We start from the raw sequence: 14212 nt of genomic DNA, 5'->3' as shown, positions 1-14212 counted from the left end.
GTATCAAAGACTCGCTTATCACTGGCCTATCCTCGAAGGATGATCGAGGCACGTCATCTCCGCGTCCTGCGTACCGTCGCCGCGACCGGTTCCTTCTCGGCGGCGGGCCGTGCGCTGGGCTGCACCCAGCCCGCCGTCAGCCAGCAGATGAAGGCGCTGGAGGCGTCCGTGGGCACGCCGTTGCTGATCCGCAGCGGGCGCGAGATGCGGCTGACCCAGGCGGGCGAGGCACTCGTACGGCACGCGGGCGGCATCCTCGCCGGGCTCACCGCCGCCGAGGAGGAGGTCGCCGCGATCGCGGGCCTGCGCGCCGGACGGGTGCGGCTGGTCTCCTTCCCCAGCGGCAGCTCCACCCTCGTACCGACCGCGCTCGCCGCCCTGCGAGCCGCGCACCCCGGCACCCGCGTCTCCCTGGAGGAGGCCGAACCGCCCGCCTCCGTCGAGCTGTTGCGCGAGGGCGACTGCGACATCGCACTCGCCTTCCGCTACGAGGGCGCGGCGGGCGCGGAGGAGTGGGACGACCTCGTCGTCCGTCCCCTGCTGACGGACCGCCTGGTCGGGCTCGTGCCGGAGCGGCACCGCCTCGCGGGGGCCGGCACCGTGGCCATCGGCGAACTCGCGGACGAGCCGTGGATCGCCGGATGCCCGCGCTGCCGCGGTCAGTTGGTGGAGGTGTGCGAGGGCGCGGGCTTCACGCCCCGCATCGACTTCGCCACCGACGACTACCCGGCCGTCGTCGGCCTGGTCGGCGCGGGTCTCGGCGTCGCCGTACTGCCCCAGCTCGCGATCGAGTCCGTACGGCCGCGGCACGCGCGCGTGCTGACGCTGGAGCCGGCGGTGCGGCGGGAGATCGTCGCGCTGACGCTGCCCGACCTGGCCCAGGTGCCGGCGGTCGCGGCGACGCTGGAGCAGCTCGGGCGGGCGGCGGCCCGACAGTGAAAACCGGTGGGCACGCGTGCGCGTGCCCACCGGCCTGGTGCTCGGTCCAGGAACTGTTCCGGAGCCCTGGATCGAAGAAACGTTCCTTCAGTTGTTCGAGACGCCGTCCCCGGTACCGGCCGAGGCCGACACCAATCGGTTCCGCGCCCGTCCCATCAGCTCTTCGCGCTCGTCCTCGGTCAGCCCGCCCCACACGCCGTACGGCTCTCTGACCGCCATCGCGTGCGCCGCGCACTGGGCGCGGACGGGGCATCTCATGCAGACCTCCTTGGCCGAGTTCTCGCGAGCGCTCCGGGCCGCACCGCGCTCGCCCTCCGGATGAAAGAAGAGCGAGCTGTCCACCCCGCGGCAGGCAGCCAGAAGCTGCCAGTCCCACAGGTCCGCGTTCGGTCCAGGAAGGCGGGAGAAATCTGCCATTACGTGACCCCTTGTAGCCGTGCTGAGCGGATACGGTGCCCACGACCGTACATCTACTATCTAAGGAGATGAAAATATGACTCATTGCGAATCTAGCCTCAGACACCAGCAGAAGGGAAGAAATAGAGCTAAATGGGGCACCGGTTGTGATGAAACGTTGTGGGTCGACGTCGCACGTCTGCGCTGTGTCCGCCCCCTCACGTAGAGTGCCGAAGATGGCACACGGCCCCGTAACTCTTTCGAGTGACCATCGTTGAGAGTGGCGGAGGCGGTTGGAACAACGAGTGCTCGGGCAGGCGTCCGAGACGGTCGACCGCACAGGTGACGATTTCGTACCAGCCTGGAGGCTCAAGGTGACGTGCATCAGCTGCGGAGGGCGGCCATGACATCCGTCCTCGTCTGCGACGACTCCCCGCTTGCCCGAGAGGCGCTCCGCCGGGCGGTCGCGACCGTGCCCGGCGTCGAGCGCGTGACGACCGCGGCCAACGGCGAGGAAGTCCTCCGCCGCTGGGGCGCCGACCGCTCGGACCTGATTCTGATGGACGTACGCATGCCCGGTCTGGGCGGCGTCGAGACCGTCCGGCGGCTGCTGTCCGCGGACCCCGGTGCGCGCATCATCATGCTCACCGTCGCGGAGGACCTGGACGGGGTCGCTCTCGCGGTCGCGGCGGGTGCGCGGGGTTATCTGCACAAGGACGCCTCGCGGGCGGAATTGCGGGCGACCGTCACGCAGGCGCTCGCCGATCCGACGTGGCGGCTCGCGCCGCGGCGGTTGCGGTCCGCGGAGATGGGGGCGGCGCCCACGCTCACCGCGCGTGAGATCCAGGTCCTCGAGGGGATGAGTCACGGGCGGTCGAATGCGGAGATCGGGCGGGAGTTGTTCCTTTCCGAGGACACCGTGAAGACGCATGCCCGGCGGTTGTTCAAGAAGCTGGGTGCGTCCGACCGGGCGCATGCGGTGGCGCTCGGCTTCCGTTGGGGATTGGTTCGCTAAAAGGTCGGTTCCAAAGGGCTCGGTCCTACAGGTTGTCGCTTTGGTGCGGGTCGTTCGTGGCTGGTCGCGCAGTTCCCCGCGCCCCTGAAGGGGCGCGGTCGCGAGGTCGGTTGCACGGCCCCGTCGGCGCCCCGCTGCTCGTTTCGGCGCGGATGCCGCATCCTTGAGGTGTGGAGTCTCTCGGGGACGAGTCGGTCGAGCGGAAGGGGAGGGTGCAAGGGATGAGTTCCGGCGCACCTGCTCATAACGCTTCGGCACACAACATCGGACGCGGTACCACGGACCGCAACGCCGCAAGGCACCATGGACCGATGCGCGACGACGAGGCGGCCGGGGCCGCAGGGGCGATCGGTGCACTCGTCCATCGCGCCGTCGACGGGGACGAGCAGGCCACGCACGACCTGCTCGCCCATGTCCACCCCCTCGCGCTGCGCTACTGCCGCACCCGTCTGTCCCGGTTGCCGGGCGACGCCCGGCACTTCGTGGAGGACCTCGCGCAGGAGGTCTGCGTCGCCGTCCTGCTCGCGCTGCCGCGCTACCGGGACACCGGACGCCCCTTCGAGGCCTTCGTCTTCGCCATCGCCGCGCACAAGGTCGCCGACCTCCAGCGGGCGGCGATGCGGCACCCCGGCTCGACGGCGGTCCCGTCCGACGAGATGCCGGAGCGGCCGGACGACTCCCTCGGCCCGGAGGAGCGCGCGCTGCTCAGCAGTGACGCCGAATGGGCCAAGAAACTCATGGCCAACCTGCCGGAGAACCAGCGCGAACTGCTGCTCCTGCGGATCGCGGTGGGCCTCACGGCCGAGGAGACCGGCCAGATGTTGGGAATGTCACCCGGCGCGGTGCGGGTGGCACAGCACCGGGCACTGAGCCGGCTGCGGGCGCTCGCGGAGCAGTAGGGCCGGAGGGGAACGGCGAGGCCTGCGGGGCATGGGGCTTGTGGAGGCTTTGCCTGAACGGCTCGGCGGCCGGTTGCGTACGAACATACGAAGCCGGGGGCGGACGTAACCGTGGAATTTGGGACCGGTGGTTCCCGTTAGCATGGACATCCGCACCGATCAAGGCCATTTGGGGAAGGTGTCATGACTGCGAACGTCGACGGAGTGCCCGGAAAATTCGCGACACTCGGGCTGACCTACGACGACGTGCTGCTGCTGCCGGGAGCGTCCGAGGTGCTCCCCAACGCGGTCGACACCTCGTCCCGCATCTCCCGCAACGTGCGGGTGAACATCCCGCTGCTGTCGGCGGCGATGGACAAGGTGACCGAGTCCCGGATGGCGATCGCGATGGCCCGCCAGGGCGGCGTCGGCGTGCTGCACCGCAACCTGTCCATCGAGGACCAGGTCAACCAGGTCGACCTCGTGAAGCGCTCCGAGTCCGGCATGGTCACCGACCCGATCACGGTGCACCCGGACGCGACGCTGGGCGAGGCCGACGCGCTGTGCGCCAAGTTCCGCATCAGCGGTGTCCCCGTGACGGACGGCAACGGCAAGCTGCTCGGCATCGTCACCAACCGCGACATGGCCTTCGAGTCGGACCGCTCGCGGCAGGTGCGTGAGGTCATGACCCCGATGCCGCTGGTCACCGGCCACGTCGGCATCTCCGGCAGCGACGCCATGGGACTGCTGCGCCGCCACAAGATCGAGAAGCTTCCGCTGGTCGACGACGCGGGCATCCTCAAGGGCCTCATCACGGTCAAGGACTTCGTCAAGGCCGAGCAGTACCCCGGTGCCGCCAAGGACTCCGAGGGCCGGCTGATCGTCGGTGCCGCCGTGGGCGCCAGCCCCGAGGCGCTGGAGCGGGCCCAGGCGCTGGCCGAGGCCGGCGTGGACTTCCTGGTCGTCGACACCTCGCACGGCCACAACAGCAACGCCCTCAGCTGGATGTCGAAGATCAAGTCGAGCGTGCGCGTCGACGTGATCGGCGGCAACGTCGCCACCCGTGACGGCGCCCAGGCGCTCATCGACGCCGGAGTCGACGGCATCAAGGTCGGGGTCGGCCCCGGCTCGATCTGTACGACCCGTGTGGTCGCCGGCATCGGCGTCCCGCAGGTCACCGCCATCTACGAGGCGTCCCTCGCCGCCCGCCCGGCCGGCATCCCGCTGATCGGCGACGGCGGCCTGCAGTACTCCGGCGACATCGGCAAGGCGCTGGCCGCCGGCGCCGACGCCGTGATGCTGGGCTCGCTGCTCGCCGGCTGCGAGGAGTCGCCCGGCGAGCTGCAGTTCATCAACGGCAAGCAGTTCAAGTCGTACCGGGGCATGGGTTCGCTCGGCGCGATGCAGTCCCGCGGCCAGGCCAAGTCGTTCTCGAAGGACCGCTACTTCCAGGCTGAGGTGTCCTCCGACGACAAGCTCGTGCCAGAGGGCATCGAGGGCCAGGTGCCCTACCGCGGTCCGCTGGGCAACGTCCTGCACCAGTTGGTCGGCGGCCTGCGCCAGACCATGGGCTATGTGGGCGCCGCCTCCATCGACGAGATGGAGACCAAGGGCCGGTTCGTCCGGATCACCTCGGCGGGCCTCAAGGAGAGCCACCCGCACGACATCCAGATGACGGTCGAGGCACCGAACTACAGCCGCAAGTAGTCGCCAGACGTGTGATGGGGCGGTCCCGGAGCATCCGGGGCCGCCCTTGTCGTACCCGTCGGCGATACTGGAAGACGCTGAAACGCAGAGGGAAAGGCCACAGACGTGACTGAGATCGAGATCGGGCGCGGCAAGCGCGGCCGGCGGGCGTATGCCTTCGACGACATCGCCGTCGTCCCCAGCCGCCGTACGCGGGACCCGAAGGAGGTCTCGATCGCCTGGCAGATCGACGCCTACCGCTTCGAGCTGCCCTTCCTGGCCGCTCCCATGGACTCGGTCGTCTCCCCGGCCACCGCGATCCGCATCGGCGAGCTCGGCGGCCTCGGCGTGCTGAACCTCGAAGGGCTGTGGACGCGGTACGAGGATCCGCAGCCGCTGCTCGACGAGATCGTCGAGCTGAACGTGGACGCCGCGACCCGCCGCCTCCAGGAGATCTACCGGGCTCCCATCAAGGAGGAGCTGATCGGGCAGCGCATCAAGGAGGTGCGCGACTCGGGCGTGGTCACCGCCGCCGCGCTCTCCCCGCAGCGCACGGCGCAGTTCTCCAAGGCCGTGGTCGACGCGGGCGTGGACATCTTCGTCATCCGCGGTACGACGGTCTCGGCGGAGCACGTGTCGGGCTCGCACGAGCCGCTGAACCTGAAGCAGTTCATCTACGAGCTCGACGTTCCGGTGATCGTCGGCGGCTGCGCCACGTACACGGCGGCCCTGCACCTGATGCGCACCGGCGCGGCGGGCGTGCTCGTCGGCTTCGGCGGCGGCGCCGCGCACACCACGCGCAACGTGCTGGGCATCCAGGTCCCCATGGCCACCGCGGTCGCCGACGTGGCCGCCGCCCGCCGGGACTACATGGACGAGTCCGGCGGCCGGTACGTGCACGTGATCGCGGACGGCGGTGTCGGCTGGTCCGGCGACCTCCCCAAGGCGATCGCCTGCGGCGCGGACTCGGTGATGATGGGCTCCCCGCTGGCCCGCGCGACCGACGCGCCGGGCCGGGGCAACCACTGGGGCATGGAGGCGGTCAACGAGGAACTGCCCCGCGGCAAGAAGGTCGACCTCGGCACGGTCGGCACGATCGAGGAGGTCCTGGCCGGCCCCTCCCACACCCCCGACGGCTCGATGAACTTCTTCGGCGCCCTCCGCCGCGCGATGGCCACCACCGGCTACAGCGAACTCAAGGAGTTCCAGCGGGTGGAGGTCACGGTGGCGGACTCACAGCACAAGCGGTAGTCCGCAGGACGCGGCCCACACGACGAGAGGGCGGCCGGTCACCTGACGAGGTGACCGGCCGCCCTTTTTTGTGCTGGCCGGGTGCTCGTGGCGCGTGGCGTGGTGCGGGGGCGCACGGTTGCCTTCGAGGTGGAAGAGGGCTGGTCAGCGGGGTGCGGGGCGATAACGTCCGTGTCGGCGCTCCAGGTCTTTGGAGCGCCCCCTTCCAAGGACGTCGTTCCGGTCCCCGGCCCTCGGGGCCCGGCCCGAGTTCCGACGGACCGCCTACCGGGTCTCTGGGCGGCTCGTGGAAGGGGGCGCCCGTGGGACGCCACCGCAAGCCCACTCGCTGGGATCGGATCCGTCTTCGGACGGTGAAGTGCCGGAGGAGGTGGATCTTGCGGCTTTTCGGATGGTGAGCGGCCGCCCCCATATGGACTAGGGGCGGACACTCCGCGAACCATCAGGAGCCTGCCGCAGTACCCCCTGCGGTGGGCTCCACCTACTTTTCCGGTGGTGAGCGGCCGCCCCCATATGACGTAGGGGCGGACACCCGTGATCCATCAGGAGCCTGCCGCAGTGACCCCTGCGGTGGGCTCCACCTACTTTCGTACGGTACCCGTGGCGCGAGCCCCGTGCCACCAGCCTCCGGAGTTCGCGGAGTGCCGCGCGCCCCCGTTCACAACCGGTGCGCCGCCCCCGTCGGGGTCGCGCCGCAGGTGTCGAGGAGGAGTTGGGCCTTGACCGACAGGCCCTGGAGGTCGTACGTGCGGTGGTGTTGGAGGAGGATCGTGAGGTCGGCTTCGGCGGCGGCCTCGTAGAGGGAGTCGGCGCGGGGGACCGGGCGGTCCAGGACGCTCCAGGACGGGACGTGTGGGTCGTGGTAGCTGACGGAGGCGCCGAGTTCCATGAGGCGGACGGCGATCTCGCGGGCGGGGGTGGCCTGTTGGTCGGCGAGGTCGGGTTTGTAGGTGACGCCCAGGAGGAGGACGCGGGCGGCGCGGGCCGACTTGCCGTGCTCGTTGAGGAGGGCCGCGGCGCGCTGGATGACGTAGCGCGGCATCTGGGTGTTGACCTGCTGGGCGAGTTCGACCATGCGCAGGGTGCGGCCGGTGTGGCCGGTCAGGTCCTGGGGGACGGCGTGGCCGCCGACGCCGGGGCCCGGGCGGAAGGCGTGGAAGCCGAAGGGCTTGGTCTCCGAGCAGCGGATGACGTCCCAGAGGTCGACGCCCAGGTCGTGGCAGAGGACGGCCATCTCGTTGACGAGCGCGATGTTGACGTGCCGGAAATTGGTCTCCAGGAGCTGCACGGTCTCCGCCTCGCGCAAGCCACGCGCGCGTACCACCTTGTCGGTGAGACGCCCGTAGAACGCGGCGGCCGACTCGGTGCACGCGGGCGTGAGGCCGCCGATCACCTTCGGGGTGTTGGCCGGGGTGAAGTCGCGGTTGCCCGGATCCACCCGGCTGGGGGAGTACGCGAGGTGGAAGTCGCGGCCCGCGCGCAGCCCTGAGCCCGCTTCGAGGATCGGGCGCAGAACCGTCTCCGTGGTGCCCGGGTGCACGGGCGACTCCAGGATCACGGTGGTGTGCGGGCGCAGCTGCGCGGCGAGCGTGCGCGCGGCCGTCTCCACCGGGGTGAGGTCGAGGCCGCCGTCCGCGCCGCGCGGGGTGGGCACACAGATGACCGCGGTGCGTACGCGGCCCAGCTCGGCCGGGCTGGTCGCGTGCCGGAAGCCCCCCGAGAGCATCCGGCGCAGTTCGGCGGGGCTGAGCGAACCGGGCTCGGGCCCGGTCCGGTAGCCGAGCGTGGAGATGCCGGCGGCGACGGCGGCCTGGGCCAGCGGCAGGCCGAACGGGCCGAGTCCGATGACGGCGAGATCTGCGGGCATGGCGTGGGCCGTCCTTCCCAGTAACCGAAGCGGGACAGGTGCGCAAGCCCTGTGGACAGAACGAGCGAGCGCAATGTCAGACTAGGAGTAAATATGACCGATATGCGGGATTGGTCGGCTGTGTTTTCCGGGCGGGCGGTGAATGTTGTCCACAGGCTGGGGGTGGGGCCTTCCTTTCGGATCAGACTGGCTGTGAGGTGCGGCGCGTCCTGGCCGACCCCGCGACGCCGGGCTGATCCGAAAGGGAGGCCCCAGTGGTGGCTGAAGTTGGGCAACACGGTCAGAATTTGGGCAGGAGGGGGACGTAGGAATCCGGGTCGGGGGGAGTAGGGAACGGGAACGGGCTTCGCCCGACGGGTGTGGCCGGCGCTACCGAGAGCGGAAAGCGGGAGGCAGCTGTGAGGACAGCGACACTGGGGCCGGCGCAGCGGGCCGAGTCACTGGCGGGAATGGCCGAGCGCGAGCTGGATCTGTTGGTGGTGGGCGGCGGTGTGGTCGGCGCGGGCACCGCCCTGGACGCGGTGACCCGCGGCCTGTCGACGGGCCTGGTCGAGGCGCGCGACTGGGCCTCGGGCACGTCCAGCAGGTCCAGCAAGCTCATCCACGGCGGCCTGCGCTACCTGGAGATGCTCGACTTCGCCCTCGTACGAGAAGCGCTCAAGGAGCGCGGGCTGCTGCTTGAGCGGCTCGCCCCGCACCTGGTGAAGCCGGTGGCGTTCCTGTACCCGCTCCAGCACAAGGGCTGGGAGCGCCTGTACGCCGGATCGGGCGTCGCGCTCTACGACGGCATGTCGATGGCCCGCGGGCACGGCCGAGGGCTGCCCACGCACCGGCACCTGAGTCGCCGTCACGCCCTGCGCGTGGCCCCCGCGTTGAAGAAGGACGCGCTGGTCGGCGCGTTGCAGTACTACGACGCCCAGATGGACGACGCCCGCTACGTGGCCACCCTGGTGCGCACCGCGTCGTCGTACGGCGCGAAGGTCGCCAACCGCGCGCGCGTGACGGGCTTCCTGCGCGAGGGCGAACGGGTCGTCGGCGCGCGCGTGCAGGACGTCGAGGCGGGCGGCGAGTACGAGATCCGCGCCAAGCAGATCGTGAACGCGACGGGCGTGTGGACCGACGACACCCAGGGGCTGGTGGGGGAGCGCGGCCAGTTCCACGTCCGGGCCTCCAAGGGCATCCACCTCGTCGTACCGAAGGACCGCATCAACTCCTCCACCGGCCTGATCCTGCGCACCGAGAAGTCCGTCCTGTTCGTCATCCCCTGGGGCCGGCACTGGATCGTCGGTACGACGGACACCGACTGGGACCTCGACAAGGCGCACCCGGCCGCGTCCAGCGCGGACATCGACTACCTCCTTGAGCACGTGAACTCGGTGCTCGCGGTGCCGCTGACCCGGGACGACGTCCAGGGCGTCTACGCCGGTCTGCGCCCGCTGCTGGCCGGCGAGTCCGACGCCACCAGCAAGCTGTCGCGCGAGCACACCGTGGCGCATCCGGTGCCGGGGCTCGTCGTCGTGGCGGGCGGCAAGTACACGACGTACCGGGTGATGGCCAAGGACGCGGTGGACGAGGCCGTGCACGGACTCGACATGCGCGTCGCCGAGTGCGTCACCGAGGACGTGCCGCTGATCGGCGCGGAGGGCTACCGGGCGCTGTGGAACGCGCGGGCGCGGATCGCGGCCAAGACCGGCATCCATGTGGTGCGCGTGGAGCACCTGTTGAACCGCTACGGGTCGATGGCGGAGGAGGTCCTCGACCTCATCGCCGGCGACTCCTCGCTCGGCGAACCCCTCCAGGCCGCCGACGACTATCTGCGCGCCGAGATCGTCTACGCCGCCTCGCACGAGGGCGCCCGGCACCTGGACGACGTGCTGACCCGGCGCACCCGCATCTCGATCGAGACGTTCGACCGCGGGACGCGCAGCGCCCGTGAGGCGGCCGAGTTGATGGCGCCGGTCCTCGGCTGGGACAAGGACCAGATCGAGCGCGAGGTCGAGCACTACGAGAAGCGGGTGGAGGCCGAGCGGGAGTCCCAGCGCCAGCCCGACGACCTGACGGCGGACGCGGCGCGGTTGGGGGCGCCGGACATCGTGCCGCTGTAGACCTCGCCCGGTGACGCCCGTTTCACCGAAGGGTCCCGCTATCACTCGAACGAGTGTCGTGAACCGGGATCTTCGTTCGGAACCGGCTCGTTCTACGAGGTGCGGGGGCAGAACTCGGCGGCGAGCAACCGGGGTTCGAGGTCGGGGTCTGCGATCGCGGTCGTGTTCACGCGGAAGGTGAGGACCCGACGGCCGTCGACGGTGGCAGCGGTGCGCACGTAGCTGCCGGAGATGCGTCCGTTGTGCCCCCACACCGTGATGCCGCACGACAGCTTCACGGGAAACAGGCCCATGCCGTACGAGCCGTGTGCGGACCGGGTGTCACGCATCTCGCGCAGCCAGTGCGGGGGCAGCAGTTCACCGCCGAGCAGGGCCGCGTAGAAGCGGTTCAGGTCGGCGAGCGTGGTCACCAGCTCGCCCGCGGCGCCGGCCACCCGCGGGTCGAGTTCGGTGACGTCGGTTCCGTCGGCGGCGTAGGCGCGGCCGTGCGGGGAGGGGAGCGTGGTGCGCGAGCCGGGGAAGGAGGTGCCCGTCAGACCCAGCGGAGCGATGATGCGGCGCTCGGCCTCGGTGGCGTACGAGCGGCCGGTGACCTGCTCGACGACCATGCCGAGTACGACGTAGTTGGTGTTGGAGTAGGCGAAGCGGCCGCGGTCGGCCGGGGGGTGGGTGAGTGCGAGGCGTACGGCTTGAGCGGGGCTGAGGGGGACGCTGCCGGCGGTGTCGCGCGTGTAGTCGTACAGGCCGCTGGTGTGGGTGAGCAGGGCGCGCAGGGTCAGGGCGCGGCCGTCGTTGCCCGCGCCGTGGACGAGGCCGGGCAGGTGGTCCTCGACGGTGTCGGACAGGGACAGCCGGTGTTCGGCGGCCAGTTGGAGCACGACCGTCGCGATGAAGGTCTTCGTGATGCTGCCGGCGCGGAAGATGCCGGTGCCCGCGGCGGCGTAGCGGGTGCCCGACTCCTCCTGCGCGAGCAGTGCCGCGGCGGGGGCGCCGCCCTCGGCGACCAGGAGCGGGAGGAGTGCGTCCGTGGCCGGTGGCTCGGGGGCGGAGGAGGCTGCCGGGGTCAGGGCGAGGAGCGTGACGAGGGATACGAGGGACACGAGGGACACAGGCAGGGCCAGTAGTGTCCGAAGCGGTGGCATCGCGGGTCCCGTCGTGGGTCCTTGTCGGGTCCATCTCTGAACCGGGTCCGAACCATCGCCGGTCCCTCGCGGGCCCTCGCTGGTTCGCCTTCGGTCCGTCTCTGGTGGGGCCCATCATGCAGGGCGGGTGGGGGCGGGGTCCAAGGGGGGCCGGGTTGGGCGGAACGGGCGGTTCCGGTGGGGGAGTTCCGGGGTCCGGGGGCTCGGGGTTTGGGGCCCGAGGTACTGAAGTGCCGGGCTCGGGGTCTTGAGATGCGGGGCTTCGGGCGCTTTGTTACTGCGGGTTCGGGCGGCTGGAAGCCAGGGTTCCGCATGCGTGGGGTTTTTGGGGCAGGTGTTCGGGTCCAGGTGGGGCGTCAGAGGCACCCTGGGCGTAGGGCACTTGTCGGGTGAGGGACAATGGAGGCTCTGTCAGGGCGGGTTGCATGAGGGGACGCATGTCGGAGGCGGAGCGGGCGGGCACATCTCGCCAGGACACTCGTCAGGACAAGAGCGAGCGTCTTCTCGCCGGGCGGTACCGCCTGGGAGGAGTGCTCGGCCGCGGAGGCATGGGCACGGTCTGGCGGGCCGAGGACGAGACCCTGGGCCGGACGGTCGCGGTCAAGGAATTGCGGTTCCCGTCGAGCATCGACGACGAGGAGAAACGGCGGCTGATCACACGGACGCTGCGCGAGGCGAAGGCGATCGCGCGGATCCGTAACAACAGCGCGGTGACGGTCTTCGACGTGGTCGACGAGGACGACCGGCCGTGGATCGTGATGGAGCTCGTCGAGGGCAAGTCGCTCGCCGAGGTCATCCGCGAGGACGGCCTGCTGGAGCCGAAGCGGGCCGCGGAGGTCGGCCTCGCGATACTCGACGTGCTGCGTTCGGCGCACCGCGAGGGCATCCTGCACCGCGACGTGAAGCCGTCGAACGTGCTGCTGGAGTCCGAGACCGACCGTGTCGTGCTCACCGACTTCGGCATCGCCCAGGTCGAGGGCGACCCGTCCATCACCTCGACCGGCATGCTCGTCGGCGCGCCCTCCTACATCTCCCCGGAGCGGGCGCGCGGGCACAAGCCCGGTCCGGCGGCCGACCTGTGGTCGCTGGGCGGGTTGCTGTACGCGGCGGTCGAAGGTGCGCCGCCGTACGACAAGGGTTCCGCGATCGCGACCCTCACCGCGGTGATGACCGAGCCGTTGGAGGACCCGAAGAACGCGGGGCCGCTGAAGGACGTCATCTACGGGCTGCTCACCAAGGACCCGGCGCAGCGGCTCGACGACGCGGGTGCGCGGCGGATGCTGAACGCGGTCATCCACGCGCCCGAGCCGAAGGCCGAGCCGGAGCCGGCGGTCGACACGACCAGGGTCGTGCCGTTGCCGGAGCAGCCCGACGGGCGTCGGGGCAGGGGGAGTTCGGGCTCGACGGGTTCCGGCGGCAAGCGCGGCGAGGAGGCCGCGGAGAAGCTGCGCGGGGCGTTCCGTTCCGTGAAGAAGGCGGCGGTGGCGGCCGGTGCCGCCGGGTCGGCGGCTGCGGCGCGGACCAAGTCAGGGAGCGGGTCGGCGGGTTCGAAGGCTGAGGGTGGGACCGGGGCCGGAGCAGGGGCGCGGGCTGGTGCCGGGTCCGGGACTGGTGTCGGGCCCGGGACTGGTGTCGGGTCCGGGGCTGGGGTCCGCGACGACCGTGTCGGTGGCTCGGCCGGGGCGGTGGCTTCGGCGGGTTCTACGGCTCCTGCGGGTTCGACGACCCCCATGGCTCCCGTGACCCCTTCGGCTCCGGCTGTTCCTGCGGCTCCCAAGACTCCCGCCGCGTCCGGTGGTTCGGCTTCCCGGGGTTCTTCCGGCGGGGCCTCGACGACGGCGTCGCCGTCGTCCGGGGTGTCCTCGTCATCGGGGGCTTCGGGGGCTTCGGGGTCCAACGCCTCGGGCGGTGGGCGGAGTTCGGGGTGGCCCGTGATGACGCCGCCGGATCTGCCGCCGCGGTCGGTGCCGAGGGCGCCGATCACGGACGTCGTGCCGAGGCGGACGCTGGTGATCATCGCGGCCGTCGTGGTGCTCGCCGTGCTCGGTGTCGTGCTGGCCTTCACGCTCGGTGGGGACGACGACGGGTCCAACAGCGGCAAGAGCGAGGGCGGGAAGACCGTCGCGAGCGCCGATTCGAGCGCGAAGGCGAGCGCGGGGCCCGGGTCGGAGGCCAACACCAAGGAGGACACCAACGCTGGCAAGGGCGCGGGCGGGTCCTCGTCGGGGGACACCGGTTCCGGGACCGAGACGGACTCGACGGCCAGTGCGAACGCGTCCGGCGACGGGTCGAGTTCGGGCAGTTCGAACGGGTCGAGCGGGTCTTCCGGGGACGCCGCCGGCGTGGAGTCGACGCACAAGGGCGGCCAGGGGTACTCGATCGGGCTGCCCGCGGGGTGGAAGTACAAGTCCTCGGACGCTGCGGGTGACCGGTTCACGGGGCCCGACGGGCAGAAGCTGCTGGTCGCCTGGACGTCCACGCCGAAGGGCGACCCGGTCGCCGACTGGAAGAACCAGGAGCGTGCCATGGCGCGCTCGCAGTACACGAAGATCCGAATAGAGCAGGTGGACTACCGCGGCTGGAACACGGCCGACTGGGAGTTCACCTACGTGGACGGCGGCACCAAGTACCGCACGATCGACCGGGGCTTCGTGGTGAACGGGAGTCTCGGGTACGCGCTGATGTACACGGCGAAAGCCGCGAACTGGGACACTGACCTCCGCAAGGCCACCTGGCAGACCCTCGCGAAGACGTTCGAACCCAAATCGTGAGCTGACTGGCCCCTGTTTGGGGCGTGAGATCTGGCATCCCCTCTTTGCGAGTTGCCTCCGGCACGTATCGTGAAGGTTCGCGGACCGTACGCATCCGGGTATGCGTCGGAACGGGACGCGAGGCGAACGGAATTGACCGACCGGGCGGCTGGGGGAGGCAAC

The 14212-nt window shown here is 70.7% G+C and carries 10 protein-coding genes; 7 read left to right on the top strand and 3 right to left on the bottom strand.

Translation table 11 applies throughout. The features are described from left to right. Window positions 1-39: 39 nt before the first annotated feature. Window positions 40-939 carry a LysR family transcriptional regulator gene (locus tag ACIP6U_RS07180; RefSeq protein WP_123998262.1) on the top strand — a complete coding sequence of 300 codons (900 nt, stop codon included), beginning with the start codon at window positions 40-42 and terminating at the stop codon, window positions 937-939. 87 nt (window positions 940-1026) lie between these two features. Here the strand turns inward: ACIP6U_RS07180 and ACIP6U_RS07175 are convergent, their stop codons facing one another. After that, window positions 1027-1356, bottom strand: a complete 330-nt coding sequence (locus ACIP6U_RS07175; protein ID WP_401713939.1) for a WhiB family transcriptional regulator — start codon at window positions 1354-1356, stop codon at window positions 1027-1029. Window positions 1357-1738: 382 nt separating this feature from the next. Here ACIP6U_RS07175 and ACIP6U_RS07170 point away from each other — a divergent pair, with 382 nt between their 5' ends. The 4 genes from ACIP6U_RS07170 (at window position 1739) to ACIP6U_RS07155 (ending at window position 6165) form a co-directional block, all read left to right on the top strand. Then, the gene (locus tag ACIP6U_RS07170; RefSeq protein WP_003948568.1) at window positions 1739-2350 is read left to right on the top strand and encodes a response regulator transcription factor; all 612 of its coding nucleotides are present in this window, start codon (window positions 1739-1741) and stop codon (window positions 2348-2350) included. 311 nt (window positions 2351-2661) lie between these two features. Further along, window positions 2662-3249, top strand: a complete 588-nt coding sequence (locus ACIP6U_RS07165) for a sigma-70 family RNA polymerase sigma factor (protein WP_123998260.1) — start codon at window positions 2662-2664, stop codon at window positions 3247-3249. A 183-nt stretch (window positions 3250-3432) separates the two neighbouring features. Beyond that, the gene (guaB, locus tag ACIP6U_RS07160) at window positions 3433-4935 is read left to right on the top strand and encodes an IMP dehydrogenase (RefSeq protein WP_401713938.1); all 1503 of its coding nucleotides are present in this window, start codon (window positions 3433-3435) and stop codon (window positions 4933-4935) included. Between the two features lie 105 nt (window positions 4936-5040). Next, window positions 5041-6165, top strand: a complete 1125-nt coding sequence (locus ACIP6U_RS07155; RefSeq protein ID WP_123998258.1) for a GuaB3 family IMP dehydrogenase-related protein — start codon at window positions 5041-5043, stop codon at window positions 6163-6165. 658 nt (window positions 6166-6823) lie between these two features. Here ACIP6U_RS07155 and ACIP6U_RS07150 read toward each other — a convergent pair. Further along, on the bottom strand, window positions 6824-8032 hold the full coding sequence (locus ACIP6U_RS07150) for a nucleotide sugar dehydrogenase (protein ID WP_401713936.1): 1209 nt from the start codon (window positions 8030-8032) through the stop codon (window positions 6824-6826). Between the two features lie 398 nt (window positions 8033-8430). Here ACIP6U_RS07150 and ACIP6U_RS07145 point away from each other — a divergent pair, with 398 nt between their 5' ends. Beyond that, complete coding sequence (locus ACIP6U_RS07145; RefSeq protein WP_401713934.1) at window positions 8431-10137, top strand: glycerol-3-phosphate dehydrogenase/oxidase; 1707 nt, start codon at window positions 8431-8433, stop codon at window positions 10135-10137. A 92-nt stretch (window positions 10138-10229) separates the two neighbouring features. Here the strand turns inward: ACIP6U_RS07145 and ACIP6U_RS07140 are convergent, their stop codons facing one another. Further along, entirely contained in the window at window positions 10230-11279 is a 1050-nt protein-coding gene (locus tag ACIP6U_RS07140) for a serine hydrolase domain-containing protein (protein ID WP_401713932.1), read from the bottom strand. Window positions 11280-11716: 437 nt separating this feature from the next. On the opposite strand from ACIP6U_RS07140, the gene ACIP6U_RS07135 reads away from it, so the two are divergent. Further along, window positions 11717-14050, top strand: coding sequence for a serine/threonine-protein kinase (locus ACIP6U_RS07135; RefSeq protein ID WP_401714427.1), 2334 nt, complete (start codon window positions 11717-11719; stop codon window positions 14048-14050). Window positions 14051-14212: the final 162 nt, after the last annotated feature.

Origin of the sequence: Streptomyces sp. NPDC088794, assembly GCF_044750545.1 — a bacterium.
GTDB lineage: Bacteria > Actinomycetota > Actinomycetes > Streptomycetales > Streptomycetaceae > Streptomyces.
Note: the sequence above shows the minus strand (reverse complement) of the source record. Positions and strands in the feature narration are given on the sequence as shown.

Coding starts and splice junctions, on each gene's coding strand:
- ACIP6U_RS07140 (WP_401713932.1), bottom strand. CDS start 11,279: ATGCCACCGCTTCGGACACTACTGGCCCTGCCTGTGTCCCTCGTGTCC.
- ACIP6U_RS07150 (WP_401713936.1), bottom strand. CDS start 8,032: ATGCCCGCAGATCTCGCCGTCATCGGACTCGGCCCGTTCGGCCTGCCG.
- ACIP6U_RS07180 (WP_123998262.1), top strand. CDS start 40: ATGATCGAGGCACGTCATCTCCGCGTCCTGCGTACCGTCGCCGCGACC.
- ACIP6U_RS07165 (WP_123998260.1), top strand. CDS start 2,662: ATGCGCGACGACGAGGCGGCCGGGGCCGCAGGGGCGATCGGTGCACTC.
- ACIP6U_RS07175 (WP_401713939.1), bottom strand. CDS start 1,356: ATGGCAGATTTCTCCCGCCTTCCTGGACCGAACGCGGACCTGTGGGAC.
- ACIP6U_RS07135 (WP_401714427.1), top strand. CDS start 11,717: ATGTCGGAGGCGGAGCGGGCGGGCACATCTCGCCAGGACACTCGTCAG.
- ACIP6U_RS07170 (WP_003948568.1), top strand. CDS start 1,739: ATGACATCCGTCCTCGTCTGCGACGACTCCCCGCTTGCCCGAGAGGCG.
- guaB (WP_401713938.1), top strand. CDS start 3,433: ATGACTGCGAACGTCGACGGAGTGCCCGGAAAATTCGCGACACTCGGG.